This window comes from Corynebacterium suicordis DSM 45110 (genome assembly GCF_015351405.1).
In the GTDB taxonomy this organism is placed as follows: Bacteria; Actinomycetota; Actinomycetes; order Mycobacteriales; family Mycobacteriaceae; genus Corynebacterium; species Corynebacterium suicordis.
This window is the reverse complement of sequence record NZ_JADKMY010000001.1, coordinates 543395-563680: the sequence shown is the minus strand read 5'-3', so window position 1 is coordinate 563680 and position 20286 is coordinate 543395. Positions and strand designations below refer to the sequence as shown.

Here is a 20286-nt window from a genome sequence, read left to right as displayed (position 1 = left end):
GGGGAGGAGTTAGCGTCGGAACATAGAGGCCACGGCGCCGCCGACCAGAACACCCAGTGCAGCGCCGGTGCCCACCAGGCCAGCGCGGCCGGCATCGGAAGAGCCGGTGCGGACTTCCTGGCGCACGCGAATGATCGCTGCGGGTGGAGCCTCGGGACGCAGCTCAGCCAGGGACTCTGGAGTGGTTGCTGCCCACGCGGAGCAGTACAACAGGATGCGCCAGATGAGGTACATCGTCACCATGATGCCGATGATCGGGCCGAAGGTCGCAGCCGCTGGGTTGCTCAGCGCGTTGGAGAAGAACAGGGTGGCGAACTGCTTGAAGACCTCGAAGAGCACCGCGCCGATGATCGCGGCCTTGGCCACGGACTTGCGGTGGGTTTTCGCACGTGGCAGGGCGCCGATCATCCAAGCGAAGACCAACCAGTTGGCAATCACACCAATCACCAGGGCCGCGGCGAAGGTGAGGAAGCGAATTCCTGGCACACCATCCAAGCCCACCATTTCGATGAGTCGATCGGTAATGCCGGAGTTACCCACGGTGGTGATGGCGAAGGCCACGATCAGCGCGAAGATCAGACCAATCAGCACCACCAGGTCCTTGAGCTTGCCGACGATGAAGTTATCGGCCAAGCCATTGACCTTCCACATCTCGGAAGCGCCCATGCGCAAGTGAGCTACCCAGCTCAGTCCGGTCCACAGTGCCAAGAGCAGTGCCACGGAGAAAACGGACTTGCGCTGCGCCACGGCATCTTCGATGACGGTCTTGAGGGTCTCGCCCATCTCACCACCGGCACTATCGGTGATGGAGGTGGTGACCTTGTCCATCAGATCCTGGTTACCGGCTAGCACCATGGCGAGGATGGCAAAGGTCAGCATGAGCAGCGGGAACAGGGAGAGTACGGAGAAGTAAGTGATGCCTGCGGCGTACTGATTGCCGCCGTGCTCGGTGTAGCGCTCCTGCATGCGCATGATGTGATCGAACCACTGCCACTTATCGCGGTACTTGTCGATCATTCCGGGCTCATCTTTGCGGGTGCGCTCCACACCGCGTTCATCCAAGTTCGCCGGGTTGGGCTGGGTGACCATAGTTATGCCATCTTTCTTTTCACTCTTCCCGCACCGATGCTGGTGTCAGCTCCCCTGCCGAATTTCGCTCAACGTCGATTTCGGCTGGGTGCAGAGGTGGAAGAGTAACTAGTTCTTGAACGTCTTAACAGTGTCACTGTAACGGAAATTGCCAGCATCGTCCGTCATGCATCGTCCGTCATGCATCGTTCCCGGCCGCCAGGGCCTCCCAACTACTGTGGCTTGAGGAAGCCCACGTTTTCGTAGACCTGCTCCATCGTGCGCGTAGCAATCCCCCGCGCCCGGTCTGCACCTCGGGCCAACACGCGCTCCAGCTCCGCGCGGTCAGCCATGTACTCATCGAACTTGGCGCGCAGTGGGGTGGTGAACGTCTCCAGCGCCTCGGCGGTGTCCTTCTTCAAATCGCCATAACCAGCGCCGGAGCTCTGATATCCAGCCACGATCTGGTCGATTGATTCCCCGGTGAGGGAAGACTGAATCACCAGCAGGTTGGATACTCCCGGCTTGGTTTCCTTATCAAAGCGGATCTGGCCATCATTATCCGTCACGGCGCTGCGGATGCGCTTGGCGGACACCTTGGGGTCATCCAGCAGGTTGATCAGTCCCTTGGGGTTCTCCGCAGACTTGCTCATCTTGGCGGTGGGGTTTTGCAGGTCGTAGATCTTGGAGGCTCCCTGCGGGATGAAGCCCTCTGGAACCACGAAGGTCTTCTTGTAGCGGGAGTTGAAGCGCTCCGCGAGGTTGCGCGTGAGCTCCAAGTGCTGGCGCTGATCCTCACCCACGGGCACCAGGTGTGGGCGGTAGAGCAGGATATCCGCGGCCATGAGCATGGGGTAGGCGTAGAGGCCTGAGGTGGTGTTGTCATTGCCCTGCTTGGCGGACTTGTCCTTGAACTGGGTCATTCGGCGCGCCTCGCCATCACCAGTGATGCACATCAGAATCCATGCCAGCTGCGCGTGTTCTGGCACGTGGGACTGCACAAACAGGGTGGAGCTATCCGGATCAATGCCCAGGGCCAGCAGCTGTGCGGCTCCGGCCAGGGTGCGGTGACGCAGCTCCTTGGGGTTGTAACCCGGCACGGTAATGGCGTGCTGATCTGGGATGAAGTAGAACGCATCATAGGATTCCTGCAGCTGAATGAACTGCTTGACCGCTCCCAAGTAGTTGCCCAGGTGGTAGCTATCGCTGGTGGGCTGCAGGCCGGAAACAACGCGTTGCTTCTTCTCGCCTGCGGTGGCTTTTTCGCCCACTGTGGTGTGAGCTGGCTGTGCTGGGGCTGGGTTTTCAGGCGCGTTCATAGGTTCGCAGTTTACTCCGCCGAGTTTCCGCTTTCTTGGGCGGGATCTTCTGCCTCTCCCCTGCGTTTTTGTTCGTGGCGTGCGCGGCGCTGCTGCCTGCGTTGTGCGTTACCGACGGTGCGCCTTTTCATTTCTTTTCGACGCACCCCTGCCTTATTCATCACCCACATGGTGAACCTGCCGGCGGGATCCCGGCGGATCTCTCGTTCTTGATATTCAAAAACGGGCAGCGCGATGTTGTAGTAGATAGCCACCACACGCAGGGTAAATGCGGTGAGCAGGGTAGCGATCACCGCGGTGTTCTCCGGAATGTCGGAGAGGTGCATCGCGGAGTACATCAGCCCGGCAATCAGCGCGATGCTGCCGTAGAGCTCGGCGGAAAAGACCAGCGGGATGCGGTCGCAGAGGATATCGCGCATCACACCGCCCACCACACCGGTGACCACTGCCGCGAAGCAGGCGATGACAATCCCGTGTCCTCCCGAAAGAGCCACTTGTGCACCGAGGACGGAAAATACTGCCAGACCCACGGCGTCGGCAAGAAGGAAGATGGTGCGGAAGTAATCCATCAGGAAGCTGGCCAGCACGGTGATGAGTGCTGCCGTCACCACGATCACCAGGAAGATTGGCTCGCTCACCCATCGCAGTGGGTAGTGGCCCAGCAGCATGTCGCGCACCGTGCCTCCGCCAAGTGCGGTGACACACGCGATCATGCTCACTCCGAACAAGTCCATCCGTTGGCGGCCAGCGGCTAGGGCGGCGGTCATCGCCTCGGCGGTGATCCCGATGACATAAAGAACTGTGAGCATGGTGTGCGAAAACTCCCCGAGCGGCTTGAGATTCCAGGATGCCTAGTTGTATTCCACGATCACGGGTGAGTGGTCGCTCCATCGCAGGTCAAAGGCCTCTGCCTTATCCACCCATGCGGAGCGTGCGTGCTTCAGCACATCTTCGGTGGCCACCTGCAGGTCAATGCGCCAGCCAGCATTGGTATCAAACGCCTGTCCGCGGAAGGTCCACCAGCTGAACACGTCGGTGGATTCTGGGTCGAGCCGGCGCATCACGTCGAACCACTGCGGATCCGTGGCTGCTCCCGCTGCCAACCGCGCCTGTGCCAGCTCACCTGGGGTGTAATCGACCGCGCCATAGAAATCACGCTCGCCACCAGCGGGGTTGCAGTTCCTGCCGGAATCTTCGGCATCTCCCACCTGGGTGGCCTCATCGGGCCACACTCCCAGCACGTGATCCAGGAACGCGCGCTCGGTGGGGAGGAACCCGGACTTGGTGCGGTTGGTCCGCCAATTTTTCAGGTCCGCCCGGCGGTGGCAGATGTTCCAATCGCCGCCGATGATCGTGGGCCGACCAGCCTCCGAGCGAGCGTGCATGAACGGCGCGAAGGCATCCAGGAAGCGGTATTTTTCGTCCTGTTTCGTCGTCTTGGCGGAGCCGGATGGCAGGTACAAGCTGCCCACCGTCACGTCCCCCAGGTCCTTTATTCCCGACGCCACCACGGCCTCCACGTAACGCCCCGAGCCATCAAATTCCCGGGCCGCGGGGATTTCCTCGCCCTTCTCCCCTTCGCCATGGCCGAAGCCAACGGTCACATCCTTGAGCTCGGTACGGGAGAGGATGCCCACCCCGGCGCGACCCTTGGCTTCTGCCGGTGCCTGAGCCAGGTGCCATCCAGCAGCCAGCGCTGGCTCGAGGGCTTGCCGGGTCTGCTTTTCATCGGCGCGGACTTCCTGCATGAGCACCACGTCCACCCCGGTGTTTTCCAGCCACGGGAGGATTCCGCGGTTGTTCTCGCTGCGCTCTTTGGCGGCTGCGCGAATGCCGTTGACGTTGACTGTGGCGACAGTGAAGCTACTCATGGCTCCACAGCCTACCGAGTGGGTGGGACACTCCCCCTAATCAGCCGGATAGCGCTAACACAAAGTCTTAGCGCTGAGTACCCACCTGCACCTGACGCTTACGCAACAGGAATGCAGGGATCCACAGCAGCGCACCACAGGCGGCCATGATCGCTCCGGCCAGCGCGGGAGCAGAATAGCCATGACCTGCGGCGATAACCGCACCGCCCACGGCTGCACCCGCCGCATTCGCCATGTTCAACGCGGAGTGGTTGAGCGCGGCGGCCAGCGATTGCGCATCTCCTGCCACGTCCATCAAACGGGTCTGCAGACTGGGCACCAGCATGGATCCCATCATGCCGATCACGCCAAAGTTCACGATGCCCAGCCAGGCCACCTGGGAGGAAAAGTAGAAGGCGCTGAGCACGAAGATGAGCGCGACCAGCACACCCAGGATGGTGAATTCCAGATTCCTATCGGCCAGCACGCCACCGATGTAGGTTCCGATCACCATGCCGATGCCGTAGACCATGAGCGGGATCCAGATTTTCGCGGCGTCGAAGCCAGCATTCTCCGTGAGGGTGAAGGAAATGTAGGTGTACACCGCAAACATGCCACCGAAACCCACCGTGCCGATGCCCAGGGTGAACAGCACCTGCGAGTTGATCAGCGCGCCGAGCTCGGTGAGGGGTTTGGTGGCTGGCATGCGGCTCATGTGAGGTACGGCGAACCAGAGCGCCACCATGGTGATTAGGCCGATGAGCGCCACGAACAGGAACGCGGTATTCCAACCCCAGGTGGAGCCCATCCACTGCGCGGCGGGTACACCGATAACGGTGGCGATGGACAGTCCCAGGCCGGAAAGCGCCACGTACTTGCCTCGTTTGCCCTCGGGCGCCAGGGAGGCGGAGATCAGCGCCACCACGGAGAAGTACGCACCGTGCGGGAACCCGGCGATGAAGCGGGAGACCACCAGCACTTCGTACGAGTTGGCGAAGTAGGAAAGGCCATTACCCACGGTGAAGGCGGCCATGAGGATCAGTGCTAATCGACGCCGCGGAACCCGGCCCGTGAGCGTAGTAATCAATGGTGCACCCACCACCACGCCCAGCGCATAGGCGGAAATGATGTGACCCGCTTGGTCCTCGGAAATCTGGAAATCATCCGCAATGAGGTTGAGCAATCCCATGGCCACAAACTCCGTGGTGCCGATGCCAAAACCACCCAAACCCAAGGCCACGATGGCGATGATGCGCCAGCGGTGAGAGATCTCTGTCTGTCGCGGCAAGGCGCGCCTGCGGAACAGTGAACGAGAATTATCGGTCTGCGGAGATGGGGTGCTACCAGTCACAGGAATGCTGTAAACCTTTCGGTGGTCATGGTGCGGCGGTGTGCGGGTGGCATCGTCGCAGGGTAAATATTGAGTACTTTTGCCCGGCGAAATTATGCTCGGGCTAGGCAATCATGGGTGCGTTTGTTCACGTAGTGTTGAACACTAGACCGTCCAAAAACAGATGGCGAGACCAAAGAATTCGCCCCACCTGTTTGCGGCCGAAGTAACAAAACTTACCCCACTGACTACGCAGGGAGACGGAAAGCCTCATGGCAAAGATCATCTACACCCGCACAGACGAAGCGCCATTGTTGGCCACGTACTCTTTGAAGCCAATCGTGGAGGCGTTTGCTTCCACCTCGGGCGTTGAAGTGGAAACTCGGGATATTTCCCTGGCCGCCCGCATCCTGGCGGCGTTTAATGACAAGCTCCCCAAGGACCAGCAGGTTCTGGATGCTCTCGCAGAGCTCGGCGAGCTGGCGAAGACTCCCGATGCCAACGTCGTGAAGCTCCCCAACATCTCTGCCTCCGTGCCGCAGATGAAGGCTGCCATCAAGGAGCTCCAGGATGCTGGTTATGATCTCCCCGACTTCCCCAACGAGCCCCACACCGATGAGGAAAAGGACGCTCGTCAGCGTTATGACAGCGTGAAGGGTTCCGCCGTGAACCCCGTGCTGCGCGAGGGCAACTCTGACCGTCGCGCTCCCAAGGCCGTGAAGAACTTCGCGCGCAAGCACCCTCACTCCATGGGCAAGTGGTCTCCGGATAACAAGTCCAACGTGGCCACCATGGAAGCCGATGATTTCCGCCACAACGAGCAGTCCGTAATCATGCCTGCCGATGACGAGCTGCGCTTCCAGCTGGTGGAGGCAAACGGCAACACCACCGTGCTGAAGGATTCCCTGCCAGTGCTGGAAAATGAGATCGTGGATGCCACGGTTCTTTCCGCCAAGGCTCTGGATGCCTTCCTGCGCGCGCAGGTCACCCGCGCCAAGGTGGAGGACGTGCTGTTCTCCGTGCACCTGAAGGCCACCATGATGAAGGTCTCTGACCCCATCATCTTCGGCCACGCTGTGCGCGCCTTCTTCTCTGACGTGTACGAGCAGTACGGCGAGGAACTGATGGAGGCTGGCCTGGACGGCGAAAACGGCCTGGCTGCCATCTTTGAGGGCCTGAAGGATTTGGACAATGGCGAAGAGATCAAGGCTGCCTTTGATAAGGATCTCAAGGATGGGCCTGCTCTGGCTCAGGTGAACTCCAGCAAGGGCATCACCAACCTGCATGTTCCTTCCGATGTGATCGTGGATGCTTCCATGCCAGCCATGATCCGCAGCTCCGGCCAGATGTGGAATGCCAATGATGAGCTGGAAGATACCCTCGCGGTACTTCCCGATTCCTCCTACGCGGGCATCTACCAGGTGGTTATCGATGATTGCCGCAAGAATGGTGCTTTCGATCCCACCACCATGGGCACGGTTCCTAACGTGGGCCTGATGGCGCAGAAGGCCGAGGAGTACGGCTCCCACGACAAGACCTTCAAGATCCCTGCTGATGGCAAGGTGCAGGTCATCAACAAGGCTGGCGACGTGCTCATGGAGCACGATGTGGAAACCGGCGATATCTGGCGCGCCTGCCAGGCCAAGGATGTTGCCGTCCAGGACTGGGTAAAGCTGGCCGTGACCCGCGCCCGCGCCACCGATGTTCCCGCCATCTTCTGGCTGGATCCAACCCGTGCGCATGATCGCAACATGACCACCCAGGTGGAGAAGTACCTGAAGGATCACGATACGGATGGTCTGGATATTCGCATCCTCGCGCCGATGGAAGCCTGCCAGGTTTCCATCGACCGCATCCGCAAGGGCGAGGACACCATCTCCGTGTCCGGCAACGTGCTGCGCGATTACCTCACGGACCTCTTCCCCATCATGGAGCTGGGCACTTCCGCGAAGATGCTTTCCGTGGTTCCGCTGATCGCTGGTGGCGGACTCTTCGAGACCGGTGCTGGCGGCTCTGCTCCGAAGCACGTGCAGCAGTTGCAGGAAGAAAACCACCTGCGTTGGGATTCCCTGGGCGAGTTCCTCGCGCTGGCCGAATCCCTGCGCAAGCTCGCGGAGATCGATGACAATCCTCTCACTCCTATTCTTGGCGACGCCTTGGATGTGGCTACCGAGCGCCTGTTGGACGAGGACAAGTCCCCATCCCGCGAGGTCGGCGAGATCGACAACCGTGGTTCTCACTTCTACCTGGCGATGTACTGGGCTCAGGAGCTGGCCAAGCAGACTGAGGATGAGAAGCTGGCCGAGGTGTTCAAGCCCGTAGCCAAGGAGCTGGAAGATAAGGAAGCTCAGATCTCCAAGGAGCTGCTGGACATCCAGGGTTCCCCTGCGGATCTGGGCGGCTACTACTGGGTGGATGAGGACAAGGCCAACAAGGTCATGCGTCCATCTGAGACGTTCAACAAGATCATTGATGGGTTGAACAAGAACAAGTAGTTCTCGATTAGAGCTTTGCGAAGCTCGTTGATGGTGGCGCGGTTGAAAAACCGTGCCACCATTCTTGTGTCTCTGTATACCCCCGGCGCAGCACCGGTTACTTACCCGATCGCCTGAACACCCGATTCCATTCCCCCAAATAGACAGCATTGTCTACCGTTTGCAACAATCCGACCAGCGAAGACGCAGATAAAAATTACAAAACTAGACAAAGCGGTTTGTTTTGCCTCCCGATGCGACTAGAGTCAGCCAAAAGCAGATTCATCAAACCTAAAGGAACAACCATGACTAAGTACGACAACTCAGATGTAGACAACTGGGGATTCGCCACCCGCCAGATCCACGCGGGCCAAACCGTAGATCCCACCGGCGCGCGTAACCTGCCTATCCACCTCTCCACGTCTTTCGTATTCGATTCCGCAGAGCACGCCAAGCAGCGCTTCGCTCTGGAGGATCTCGGCCCCGTGTATTCCCGCCTCACAAACCCCACGGTGGAGGTTGTAGAAAATCGGGTGGCTTCTCTGGAAGGTGGCGTGCATGGCGTCGCCTTCGCATCCGGGCAGGCGGCGGAAACAGCGGCCATTCTTAACATCGCTGGTGCGGGCGATCACATCGTTACCTCCCCTCGCCTTTACGGCGGTACTGAAACGCTCTTCCAGAACACGTTGGCTCGCCTGGGCCTGCAGGTCACGTTTGTGGAGGACCCGGATGATGTGAACTCCTGGCAGGCAGCGGTACAGGACAACACCGTGGCGTTCTACGGCGAGACCTTCGCCAACCCACAGGCAGATGTGCTGAATATCCCCGCTATCGCTGAGGTTGCGCACAATAACCAGGTTCCGCTGATTGTGGATAACACGCTGGCCACGGCTGCTTTGGTACGCCCGCTGGAGCTGGGCGCGGACATCGTGGTGGCATCGCTCACCAAGTTCTACACCGGCAACGGATCCGCACTGGGCGGCATCCTGGTGGATGGCGGAAAGTTCGATTGGACCGTGGAGCGAAACGGCAAGCCTGTCTTCCCCGGTTTCGTTACCCCGGACGCTGCCTACCACGGCCTGAAGTACGCGGATCTGGGCCCGGCTGCCTTCGGCCTCAAGGCTCGGGTGGGTCTGCTGCGCGATACCGGCGCCACGCTCTCCGCGCTGAACGCGTGGGTCATCGCCCAGGGCCTGGACACCCTCTCCCTACGCGTGAACAAGCACAATGAGAACGCCCGCGCAGTCGCCGAGTTCCTCGCGGATAACCCCAAGGTGGGCTCCGTGCAGTACGCCGGTTTGGAATCCTCCCCGTGGTACTCCGTCAAGCAGGAGCTGGGCCTGGAGTACACCGGTTCCGTCCTGGCCTTCACCTTGGCTGCGGATGACATCAACAGCGATGAAGCCCGCGCCCAGGCATGGGCTTTCATCGATGCCCTCAAGCTCCACTCCAACCTGGCTAATGTTGGTGACGTGCGCTCACTGGTGGTCCACCCCGCCAGCACCACGCACTCGCAGTCCAATGAAGCCGGCCTGACCCGCGCGGGCATCTCCCAGGCCACCATCCGCCTGTCTGTGGGCATTGAAGATATCGAGGATATCCTCGCCGACTTGCAGCTCGGTTTCGCCGCCATCTAGTTTCTCCCCCCTTGTTGAAAGGCCCCATGTTGCACGCCGACCTCCTCCCCGCATCCGGCTCCTCCACCCACATTTCCGTGGGGGATGTGGTCACCGAGGCCGGCGTGACCATCCCCGATGTGCAGTTAAAGCTGTTTGCTTATTACGACGCCACCTCGGCCGACCCCAACTATGCCGATTTTTCCGAAGGTCCCGAGCCGGGCTTGGATGTGCAGGATCGGCCAGTGCTGCTGATCGAGCATGCGCTGACCGGTGATGGGAACTTGGCGGACTGGTGGCCGGAAATGGTGGGCCCGCACAAGCCGCTGGACACCACCCGCTACCTCATCCTCTGCGCGAACGTGCTGGGCGGATGCTCCGGTTCCACCGGCCCCGGGTCCACGCACCCGGATGGCAAGGCATGGGGTTCTCGCTTCCCCGGCATCTCCATCCGAGACATGGTCACCGCGGAAAAAGCGCTGCTGGACACCCTGGGCATCACGCATGTGCAGGCGGTGATCGGCGCATCAATGGGCGGGGCGCGCACTCTCGAGTGGACGCTCATGCACCCCGACTACGTGGGTGCCGCCCTGGCCATCGCGGTGAGCGCGCGCGCATCCGCGTGGCAGATTGGCCTGCAATCCAGCCAGATCCGCTTCGTGGAGGCAGACCCGCACTGGCACGGTGGGGATTACTACGAAACCGGTGAATCACCGGCGGAAGGCATGGGGCAAGCCCGCCGGATCGCCCACCTCACCTACCGGGGTGAGCTGGAGATGGATGAGCGGTTTGGCGTCGACCCACAAAGAGGCGAAGACCCCTACGGCCCCTACCGGGGAAGCAAGCAGCGTTTCGCGGTGGAAGGGTACCTGGACCGGCATGCGGACAAACTCAAAGTTCGTTTCGACGCCGGCAGCTATGTCACCCTCACAGATGCCCTGAACAGGCACGATGTTGGGCGCGGGCGGGGCGGAATGAACGCGGCACTGGCACGATCCGAGGTACCGACGATGGTGGCCGGGGTGGATACGGACATTCTCTACCCGTGGCACCAGCAGGAGCACCTCTCGCGAAACCTGGGCGATTTCATTGGGCTCTCTCAGATCACCTCACCCACGGGTCACGATGGCTTCCTCATTGAGGGGCGGCAGATGGGGCAGATTTTGCAGAAGTTCCTGCTCAAGGCGGAACACATCGGCAGGGATGCGCGGGGTTAGTTAGCCTCGCTGTTAGCTTCCCAGCGGATCCACGCTGACCGCGATCCACAGCATGCCCACGCCCACGATGGCGTTGAAGAAGGAATCAAAGCGGCGGCTGCGCACGGCCAGCACGCCCATGATCCGGCTATCGACCACCCAGCGAATGATCGCCAGGAACACCAGGGAACCGCCAAACGCGGTTGCTCCCCGGCGCCAATGCTCGGTGGCGAGGAACACCACGGCAGCCGCGACTCCCACCAAAAAGATAGCCACGAGGGCCGCTTGGGCCAGCGGGTTCAGCGGCGAAGGCGGGACAGCCCGATCATGCGGGTTGTCCAGCAAATTGGCGCGCTCTTCATCCAGGTGCGGATGTTTTGGGCGCGGGATGCTGTGAATGGGATGGGACATAAACGCTGGCGACTAGCCCTGCTGAGCCAGCAGCTCGGCCCGCTCCACCACATTGCGCACCAGGAAAGCGCGGGTCAGTGGGCCCACTCCACCTGGGTTGGGGGATACGGCACCGGCAATATCCCAGACCTCTGGGTGCACGTCGCCGGCTAGCTTGCCATCCTTGCGGGAGACTCCCACGTCCAAGATGGCTGCTCCGGGCTTGACCATGTCCTTGGTGAGCATGTGGGGCTGACCCGCGGCAGCCACGATCACGTCAGCCTCGCGAGTTTCCGCAGCCAGATCCTTGGTACCGGTGTGGCACAGGGTGACGGTGGAATTTTCCGAGCGTCGGGTCAACATCAGGCCGATGGGACGGCCCACGGTCACGCCGCGGCCGATCACCACTACCTTGGCTCCGTTGAGCTCTACGTCGAAACGACGCAGCAGGGAGATCGCACCGTTCGGGGTGCAGGGCAGAGGTGCGGGCTCGTTGAGCACCAGCTTGCCGAGGTTCACGGGGTGCAGGCCATCGGCATCCTTGGCGGGATCGATGCGCTCCAGCACCGCATTTTCATCGAGGTGCTTGGGCAGCGGCAACTGCACGATGTACCCGGTGCAGGCGGGATCCTGGTTGAGCTCATCGATCGTCGCGTTGAGCTCTTCCTGAGTCACGTCAGCAGGGAGATCCTTGCGGATGGAGTTCACCCCGATTTGCTCGCAATCGCGGTGCTTCATCTTGACATAAGAATGGCTGGCGGGATCATCTCCCACCAGCACCGTAGCCAAACCCGGGGTGATGCCCTTCTCGCGGAGTGCTTCCACGCGGGTAGCGAGATCAGCGAAGATCTCATCGCGGTACAGTTTTCCATCCAAGGTGATTGCAGCCATGAGTTTCATTATTCCACGGCTGACCCCGCGGGCGGGATTACTCCCCGCCGAAGAAATCGAACTGTCGCCACGCCTCATACGTTGCCACCGCGGCCGCGTTGGACAGGTTCATGCTTCGACGCCCAGGAAGCATCGGAATCCGCACCTGTTGAGTAATGCGCGGGTGGCTCAGAATGTCCTCACCCAGTCCCGTCGGTTCCGGCCCGAAGAGCAGCACATCCCCCGGCTGATACTGGATATCGGTGTACCACACCTCCGCGTGGGCGGAGAAGGCGAAGATCCTGGCATCGGGAAGCGCGGCAAAGGCCTCATGGAAGTTCGCGTGCTGGGTGACATCAGCCAGGTCGTGATAATCCAGCCCGGCGCGTTTGACGTTCTTTTCGTCGAAATTAAAGCCAAGCGGACCGGCCAAGTGCAGCCTGGCCCCGGAACCGGCACACATGCGGATGGCATTTCCCGTGTTTGGGGGGATGACGGGACGATCAAACATGACGTTGATCAGGCCGTTGTGGCCCTCGGGCTTATTGCCGGTTTCCTGCTCGCCTACTGCGCTCTCCATGAGCGATAAGCCTAGGGATGTGCACCCGGGGCGGACAAATAGCCAATCGATCTCCCTGAACCAATGTCTCATCCGTGAGTAGGCTCGAGATCATGAACACATCACCAGAAAATAACCGTTCTGCAGACTCCACCCCGAACACTCAATCCGACCGGGAATACGACGTGGTGGTTTATGGAGCCACCGGGTTTGTCGGCACCTTGGTGGCGGAATACCTGGCTCAACACAGTGGTTCTGCCAACATCGCGCTGGCTGGCCGAAACCAAAACAAATTGGAAAAGGTGCGGGAGGAGATTGCCCAGGACACGGGTGTCTCCGCCTCCCGCGAGTGGCCACTGCTGGTCGCGGATTCTTTCGATGCCCCATCCTTGCGCGATATGGCGAACAAGACCAAGGTGGTTATCTCCACCGTGGGGCCATACACCCGCTACGGCGAAGAGCTGGTGCGCGCATGTGCCGAGGCCGGCACGCACTACGTGGACCTGTGTGGCGAAGCGCTGTTCATGCACCGCACCATCACCAAGTTCCACTCCACTGCCGAGCAATCCGGTGCCCGGATCGTGCACGCTTGTGGCTTTGATTCCATCCCCAGCGACATTGGCATGCTGATGCTCCACGAGGCAGCCAAGGAATCCGGCGAACCTCTCACCGAGGCCACGATGTTGGTCAAGATGAAGGGTGGCCTCTCCGGAGGAACCATCGATTCCATGCGCGTGCAGACCGCCGAGGCCAAGAAGGACTCCGAGGGCGCGAAGGCGATTGGCGATCCCTATGGCCTCAGCGCTGATCGTTCAGCCGAGCCATCGAAGGACGATCCCGAGCTGGGTTCACAGCCTGACTTCGGAATTATCAACACCGCGAAGCATGGTGGCCCAGAGGGCTGGGCTGGGCCTTTCTTGATGGCCGGAAGTAATACGCGCGTTGTGCGTCGTTCCAATTCCCTGCTTGACCACGCTTATGGCCCGCGCCTGCGTTACGCCGAGTACCAGCCCACCGGTGCGGGCCTGAAGGGCCGACTGACCGCATTCGCCCTGGCCGGAGCATTGGGTCTGGGATTTACCCTGCTCAACGTGGACAAGCTGCGCCCCCTGCTTTCCCGCTGGGTGCCGGAACCAGGCGATGGCCCATCCAAGGAATCCCGCGAGAGTGGCTTCTTCAAGACCACCCACTACGGCACCACGGAATCCGGCAAGCGCTACACCTCCACTGTCTCCGCGCAGGGTGATCCCGGATATAAGGCTACGTGCGCCATGCTCAGCGAAGCCGCGCTGACCTTGGCGCTGGATCAGGACAAGTTCCCGCAGCGCGCGGGAGGAATCCTCACGCCAGCCACCGCCCTGGGCACCGCGTATGTGGACCGCCTGCGCGCAGCTGGCTTCAGCATCGAATCGGGCGCTGCCAAGTAGGGCGCAGCGCCTTCAAGTTCTTGCCAGGCCTGCGCACCTTTGCAGGCCTCCGCATTTTCTCTACTCCCCCTATTTGCTGCATATTTTGATTGTTCGCAGCGCATGAGGGGCAGTAGTTCCCTATCCTTAAACGTCATGACTACCTTTGTGAACGCATACTCCACGCTCCGAACCCCCATCCCCTGGTTCGGAGCCGGAAACGGCCCTACGTTTGTGCGCTCACTCATTAGCGAAGATGCCAACGGCCCTTTCCTCTCCGAGCAAAACGAGGGCAGCGATGCACACGAGCTGCAAGAACACCTGAATGGATTTGCCGGATATGCGCTCAACACCGGGGTGGAGCGGGCAGGTTCCTATAATTCCAGCATCCATTCCGTGTTCCAGCACATTTCCCGAGCTCACTGCCACTACGTATTTGAACGGCCCGAAGGCTATTCCCTGGCGGATTTCTCCGAAGAATTTTCTGCGTGGGGAAAGCAGGCAAACTCGATCTTCTTCCTCTGGGATGGATCCGTGCGCAACGGTGAAGGCATTGACCTACTGGATCCCCGCACCCCGGAGGGTGCGACGCCACCTTCTGCCCCGCACACGGAAGAATCGATTATCCGGCGCGATCGCATCCGCGGGCGGTTGTTCGAAGAAGGCATCCTAATCAGCACTTATCTGCCCCCGGTCATCGGGGAATCTGAAGTTGTACTGCGCAAGCCTTCTGAGGTGCGCCAGCGGGCGCAATCCTTGCTCACTTTGGCGCATATCGCCGTGGATGTGGTGGCTGGGCAATCCGTTAACGTCGACGAATACCTGACTCATCTCCAGATCACGGAATCCAACCTGACCCAGGAAGAGACGGAATTCCTGGCTGCGGTGCGACGCTTCAATTCCTTCGGCGAGGGCCAATCCCCGAACTACCCCGCAGAGCTCACTGAGGGCGCGTTCCAGATGCAATGGGGTTTTGTGGCCGCGGAGCTGCTGGCGTGGGTTATCGGCGCCACGGATGCTGATCCGTTTGAGCTCAACCCACCCCAGCCAGCAGTGCTTACGGATTATTTGACGCACCAGACTGTCAGGAAGAGCTTGCGCCCACGCACCTTGCCAGAGATCTGCGACGTGCTGGAATACACCTATTCCATGCGCTGGTACGCGGTGAACCAGACGTTAAAGGCGAACGAGATTACCGAGCGCGGCGGGGATCCAGCCAAGGAATTGCTGGGCTTGCAGCTGGAGCCGGTGCAAAGCTCCATTCTGCTGGAGCGTCACCGAGCGCTATCTTGGTTGACCCATCCGCACGTGGATTACGCGGACGTGGATCTTTCCACCTAGCTTCTTGGGCGCTACCCAGCGTCCACATCCAGCCGGTGCCGCTCAAAGAACGCCAGCACTTCGCTGGTTGCGGAGATCACTTCCGTGGTGCGCTGGCCTTGCCCGCCTGCCACGGTTGCTGGCCTATTCAGCGCCTCTCCCGTGCCGGAATAACCCTTGGTTTCGCCCGGCCAGGTGTGCTCGGCGTTGACGATATCCACCTGCATCACTTCTGCATCCTCAGCGCACCCCTTCCACTCGGTGCGGTTAACCTCCTCCGAGACTTTCACCGCCATTGGTGCCCCGAAGCATGCTGTGCGCGCCGCATACAGGCTGCTCAGGCGCATGGCGGACAAGTAAGGACTGCCGTGCCGTGTGCCGCCGTTAAAGCTGATGGTGGAATCCAACCCGCCGTGAATCTCGAGGAATGGCAGGGCTGGCCCCTTGGTGAACGTGATGCTCTCTGGAGTGTTTGGATCCGATTGCTTGGTGGCACAGTTACGCCATGTACCGGGATAGTAAGCCCCGGAGACGCTGGCGATGGCCGCGAAGTGCTCTGGCATCTCGCACGCCAGCTTCAGCCCGAATCCACCGCCATTGGACATTCCCGCTGCATAGATCCGGGTGGCATCCACCGGGTAAGTGGCGCTGAGCCTATCCAGCAGATCGCGCACGAACTGCACATCTTGCCCGTGGGTGGTTTCCGCGTAGGGGGCTCCTTCCCATGCCTTGTTCTTGCCTTCCGGGTACACCACGATGGCCCCGTCCCCGCCGTCTTTGCCCCAGGCCTTGCCCAGTCCCGAGTACGCGGCCATCGTTTCCGGCTTTTCCTGGTACCCGTGGAATGCCAGCACCACGGGCACGGGCTTCCCCTCTGCTGCGGTTTGCGGGATCTGCGCGTATGCGGGTCGGCGCTCCCCGTTGGTATCCACCCAGACGTGGCCGCTGGTTCCTGGTTTTGGGGCATCCTGCAACGGCGCTTGTCCGTTGGAGCTTCGGGCCACGGGCATGATGTCGGGTTGTTCGGATTCAGGTACGCGCGGGACGGCATCTTCCGTGGATTCCGCGGTTTCTCCCGTCTCCGAGGCTTCTTGGACGCTGACTGTTTTTGGCCAGCCAGTAGCCGTTTGTACGCGCGCACCGATGTACCCGGACGTCACTACCAGTACCGATGCCAAACACACAGCGATAGTTCTCCTCCGCCTGAACTGCTGTGGTGTGGGTTGGGCACGGTGTTTCACATCGTTGATCCTACGAGTCGCACATCGCGTGTCAACACCAGATTCCCCCGCTGGGTTCCCTGACCAGCCCCTGCGAAGATCCCCGCGAACACCTCACTGGAAATCCCGCGAGCGACTCCCCAGCCGCGCGGCCTGTCCCATCCCCGCAGCCACCAGCTCTGGTTCCACAGGTTCCAGCAGATCCGCTGTCACCGACGCCGCCCCCGTCGCATTGTGCACAATCCCCCGGATCACCACCAGCCGCGTGCTCAGAGCCTCGATCCGCTGCTTGGTCCACAGCCCGCTGGTCACCATCACGTTGGCCATTCCGGTTTCATCCTCCAGCCCGAAAAACACCGCGCCACCTGCGGTCATGGGGCGTTGTCGGTGGGTCACCATTCCTCCCACACGGATGCGCGTTCCATCGGGTATCTCCAGCAATTTTTCCGACGCCACCACGGGCACCCCGCCCCGCTTCTGCCCCGCTTTCGCTCCTGTCCGGATGGGCTGTTCATGCCAGGTATTGAGGAAGCCCCGTAAAAGTTCCACGGGGTGGCCGTCCGGGGTGACCCCGGTGCTGGCCAGATCCGCGGCAGCCAGCTCGAAGGAGCTCATCCCCGGCAGAACGGGAGCATCCACGTGAGAGGTGCCGGGGAGCATCCCCGCCCGTTCCGTGGCGGCGATGCCCGCGGCCCACACCGCCTGCCGGCGGGACATACCCAAGGGTTCCAATGCCCCAGCCCGGGCCAGGTGCTCCACCTGGGCAACGGTCAGATCCGCTTCGCGGGAGAGGTCGCTGATCGTCCGATATTCTCCGAGGCGTTCGCGCACCTCCACGATCCGCGTGGCCACATCCTTGCCGATTCCTTTGATGGAGGCCAGACCCATCCGAAGAGCCCCCACGGGCTCTGCGGTTCCGCGACCCAGCCCGTGGATGCCGCGAGGGGTGTTGGTGGTGGGAGGTGGCGTCGAGAAATCAATCACCGCATCCGCCTGCACATCCGATTCATTGATATGAACAGGGAGGATGCGCACGCCGTGACGCCGGGCATCGGCGATCAGCGATTGGGGTGAATAGAAACCCATGGGCTGGGCGCGCAGCAGAGCCACGCAGAATTCCGCTGGGTAATGGTGCTTCAACCAGGCCGAGTAGTACACCAGGGAAGCAAAGGATTGCGCGTGAGATTCCGGGAAGCCGTAGGAGGCAAAGGCCACGATCTTGTCCCACAGCCGATCCGCGACCTCGCCGGTGATGCCGTTGGTCTCGCGCAACCCGTTGTAGAAACGTTGGCGAAGCTGCTCCATCTTCTCCGGTGAGCGCTTGGATCCCATGGCTCGGCGCAGGGTATCCGCCTCCGCGCCGCTGAAACCGGCGGCATCCACCACCACCTGCATGAGCTGCTCCTGGAACAGGGGGATACCCAGGGTTTTGCTCAGCGCGGGTTCCAGGCAGGGGTGATCGAACACCACGGGTTCCTCGCCATTGCGGCGGCGGATGTACGGGTGCACGGAACCACCCTGGATGGGCCCGGGGCGGATGAGCGCCACTTCCACCACGAGGTCATAGAACGTGCGGGGTCGCAGGCGCGGCAGGGTGTTGAGCTGAGCGCGTGATTCCACCTGGAACACGCCGATGGCATCGGCACGGGTGAGCATGTCATAGACCTCTTTCTCCACGGGGTCTAGCCGCCAGAGCTCAATATTCCTGCCTCCGCGGTGGGTGCGGACCTGGTCTAAGGCGTGGTGGATGGCTTCCAGCATGCCCAGTCCCAGCAAGTCGAATTTCACCAGGCCCACGGTGGCGCAATCGTCCTTATCCCACTGCACCACACTGCGGTTTTCCATGCGCGCCCATTCGGTGGGCACCACCTCTGCGGTGGGTCTATCGCAGATCACCATGCCGCCGGAGTGGATGCCCAGGTGGCGGGGCTGTCCTTTGAGCTGCCCGGCCACGGTACTCACCAGCTCTGGGGGCTCCTCGGTGCCACGTGCCCAGGCATCCACCTGGCCCGGCGCGTATCCCAGCGCGCGGGCGGCATCGCGCAGCGCACCCTTGCGGCGGTACGTGATCACGTTGGCCACCTGAGCTGCGTTATCCCGCCCATAGCGGGCATACACGTATTGGATGGCCTCCTCCCGGCGACCGGATTCGATGTCCACGTCGATATCCGGCGGGCCATCGCGCTCCGGAGAGAGGAAGCGTTCAAACAACAACCCGGCCGCCACGGCATCCACGTTGGTGATGCCCAGGGCAAAACACACCGCGGAGTTGGCTGCGGAGCCGCGCCCCTGGCACAAAATGTCCGCGGAATGGCAGAAGCTGACGATGTCATGGACGATCAGAAAATAGCCCGGGAATCCCAGCTTTTCTATGGTCAGCAGCTCTCTATCGATGGTTGCCCATGCCCGCGCGGTAGCGGACGTGGATTGATCCACCCCCTCCTGTTTCTCCGGCCCTGCTTCTTTCGGTCGAGCCCCGTAACGCACCGTGGCACCGCGCGCGGTGACTTCCCGCAGCCAGGACATCTCCGTGTGCCCCTCCGGCACGGGGAAATGCGGCAGCTGCGGCGCAATGAGGTTGAGGGTGAACGTGCATTCCCGCGCCACCTCCACCGTGGTGGCCACGGCATCGCGCAGCCACTGGTTATCCCCCGCCAGCCGCATCATCTCCGCGCCGCTGCGCATCCATGCCCCGCCCAGGGGGTGCGTGATGGTCTCTGCGGCGCGCACATCTTTGCGCTCATGCAGCGCGCGTTTCACCCCGGCCAGCCGCGCCCGCTGCGGATTCGCGCACGTGGGCGCGGAGCTCACGATTTCCCTCAGCCCGTATTCCATGGCCAGGACGTGCAGCTCATCATTGTGATCCACATCCACGGGTTGCATGGTGTGCACCAGCTCCACCACGCAATTATCCGCCCCGAACGTGCGTACTAATTCTTTTGTTCGACGCCGCATCTCCCACCCCAGCACAATCAACCAATGGCACTGCTCGTGTTCATCGAATGCGTAGCGCGCGATCTCCTCCACCGGCGGATACACCACCACGTCTTTGTCTCGGTCTGCCATGTGCGCGTCTGTCATCAAGCGGGACAGCCTGCGGTATCCCTCTTGCCCGCGGCACAGTACCGTCAGGGCCGCGGCTTCCGCGCCATCGATGGATAGTTCCGCGCCGAACACCGTGGGCACTCCCCGTTCCGCCGCCGCTGCGGCGAAGCGGGCAGCCCCGTAGAACCCATCCCTATCCACGCACCCCAATGCGCTAATACCCAGTTCTACGGCTTGTTCTACTATCTCTTCCGGTTCGCTGGCTCCCCGGAGAAAGTTGTATGCGCTGCAGGCATGCAATTCCGCGAAGGGCACGGCTGGCTCCGCCTTAGTCGACTCCGCCCCAGATCCCGCAGCACCGGACGAGCCCCCAGACCCCGATGATCCCGCAGCCCCATCCGCCTCCGGGTCATACCTCTTGTCGAAGTACTCCACCCGCTGGCCTTCACCGATTCCCACGGCATGCAGGGTGCCTGCGGACTTGCTGGAGAGGATCCTCTCCAGCCTCGACCAGCTCAGCGACGCAGCATTCATAGACACATGCTCAGCATACACACTAATAGGTCAGGTGTTCTATTTTATTTTCAGGCACAGGCCACCGCTAAGACAGCGCCGGAGTGTGG

Annotated in this window: 15 protein-coding genes; 5 read left to right on the top strand and 10 right to left on the bottom strand. The window is 61.3% G+C overall.

Annotated features, from left to right (window positions below; translation table 11 throughout):
• Nucleotides 1-9: 9 nt before the first annotated feature.
• From IRY30_RS02650 to IRY30_RS02630, 5 genes are all read right to left on the bottom strand, one after another.
• Nucleotides 10-1089: a YhjD/YihY/BrkB family envelope integrity protein gene (locus IRY30_RS02650; protein WP_194555840.1), complete on the bottom strand. Its 1080-nt coding sequence runs from the start codon at nt 1087-1089 to the stop codon at nt 10-12.
• 212 nt (nt 1090-1301) lie between these two features.
• Nucleotides 1302-2387, bottom strand: a complete 1086-nt coding sequence (trpS, locus tag IRY30_RS02645) for a tryptophan--tRNA ligase (protein WP_194555839.1) — start codon at nt 2385-2387, stop codon at nt 1302-1304.
• An 11-nt stretch (nt 2388-2398) separates the two neighbouring features.
• On the bottom strand, nt 2399-3196 hold the full coding sequence (locus tag IRY30_RS02640) for a trimeric intracellular cation channel family protein (RefSeq protein WP_194555838.1): 798 nt from the start codon (nt 3194-3196) through the stop codon (nt 2399-2401).
• Between the two features lie 42 nt (nt 3197-3238).
• Complete coding sequence (locus tag IRY30_RS02635; protein ID WP_194555837.1) at nt 3239-4258, bottom strand: exodeoxyribonuclease III; 1020 nt, start codon at nt 4256-4258, stop codon at nt 3239-3241.
• Nucleotides 4259-4325: 67 nt separating this feature from the next.
• Nucleotides 4326-5588, bottom strand: coding sequence for an MFS transporter (locus IRY30_RS02630; protein WP_309825463.1), 1263 nt, complete (start codon nt 5586-5588; stop codon nt 4326-4328).
• Between the two features lie 251 nt (nt 5589-5839).
• On the opposite strand from IRY30_RS02630, the gene IRY30_RS02625 reads away from it, so the two are divergent.
• The 3 genes from IRY30_RS02625 (at nt 5840) to metX (ending at nt 10874) form a co-directional block, all read left to right on the top strand.
• On the top strand, nt 5840-8062 hold the full coding sequence (locus tag IRY30_RS02625; RefSeq protein ID WP_194555836.1) for an NADP-dependent isocitrate dehydrogenase: 2223 nt from the start codon (nt 5840-5842) through the stop codon (nt 8060-8062).
• Between the two features lie 284 nt (nt 8063-8346).
• Complete coding sequence (locus IRY30_RS02620; RefSeq protein ID WP_194555835.1) at nt 8347-9678, top strand: O-acetylhomoserine/O-acetylserine sulfhydrylase; 1332 nt, start codon at nt 8347-8349, stop codon at nt 9676-9678.
• 26 nt (nt 9679-9704) lie between these two features.
• Nucleotides 9705-10874 carry a homoserine O-acetyltransferase MetX gene (gene metX, locus IRY30_RS02615; RefSeq protein ID WP_374708555.1) on the top strand — a complete coding sequence of 390 codons (1170 nt, stop codon included), beginning with the start codon at nt 9705-9707 and terminating at the stop codon, nt 10872-10874.
• A gap of 12 nt (nt 10875-10886) precedes the next feature.
• Here metX and IRY30_RS02610 read toward each other — a convergent pair whose 3' ends face one another.
• Genes IRY30_RS02610 through IRY30_RS02600 form a run of 3 tightly spaced genes read right to left on the bottom strand, consistent with a single transcriptional unit; the run spans nt 10887 to nt 12693 of the window.
• Complete coding sequence (locus tag IRY30_RS02610; protein ID WP_194555834.1) at nt 10887-11264, bottom strand: DUF3017 domain-containing protein; 378 nt, start codon at nt 11262-11264, stop codon at nt 10887-10889.
• Nucleotides 11265-11276: 12 nt separating this feature from the next.
• Nucleotides 11277-12134: a bifunctional methylenetetrahydrofolate dehydrogenase/methenyltetrahydrofolate cyclohydrolase gene (locus IRY30_RS02605; RefSeq protein ID WP_194555833.1), complete on the bottom strand. Its 858-nt coding sequence runs from the start codon at nt 12132-12134 to the stop codon at nt 11277-11279.
• Nucleotides 12135-12171: 37 nt separating this feature from the next.
• Nucleotides 12172-12693 carry a tRNA (cytidine(34)-2'-O)-methyltransferase gene (locus IRY30_RS02600; protein ID WP_194555832.1) on the bottom strand — a complete coding sequence of 174 codons (522 nt, stop codon included), beginning with the start codon at nt 12691-12693 and terminating at the stop codon, nt 12172-12174.
• 92 nt (nt 12694-12785) lie between these two features.
• Between IRY30_RS02600 and IRY30_RS02595 the strand changes: the two genes are divergently transcribed.
• Both IRY30_RS02595 and IRY30_RS02590 read left to right on the top strand, forming a co-directional pair.
• Nucleotides 12786-14099, top strand: a complete 1314-nt coding sequence (locus IRY30_RS02595; protein WP_194555831.1) for a saccharopine dehydrogenase family protein — start codon at nt 12786-12788, stop codon at nt 14097-14099.
• A gap of 135 nt (nt 14100-14234) precedes the next feature.
• Complete coding sequence (locus tag IRY30_RS02590; protein WP_194555830.1) at nt 14235-15419, top strand: DUF4272 domain-containing protein; 1185 nt, start codon at nt 14235-14237, stop codon at nt 15417-15419.
• Between the two features lie 11 nt (nt 15420-15430).
• On the opposite strand, the gene IRY30_RS02585 is transcribed toward IRY30_RS02590, so the two are convergent.
• A complete protein-coding gene (locus IRY30_RS02585) occupies nt 15431-16558 on the bottom strand; it encodes a CE1 family esterase (protein ID WP_194555829.1) in 1128 nt (375 codons plus the stop codon).
• A 174-nt stretch (nt 16559-16732) separates the two neighbouring features.
• Nucleotides 16733-20197, bottom strand: coding sequence for an error-prone DNA polymerase (locus IRY30_RS02580; protein ID WP_194556523.1), 3465 nt, complete (start codon nt 20195-20197; stop codon nt 16733-16735).
• Between the last annotated feature and the right edge of the window lie 89 nt (nt 20198-20286).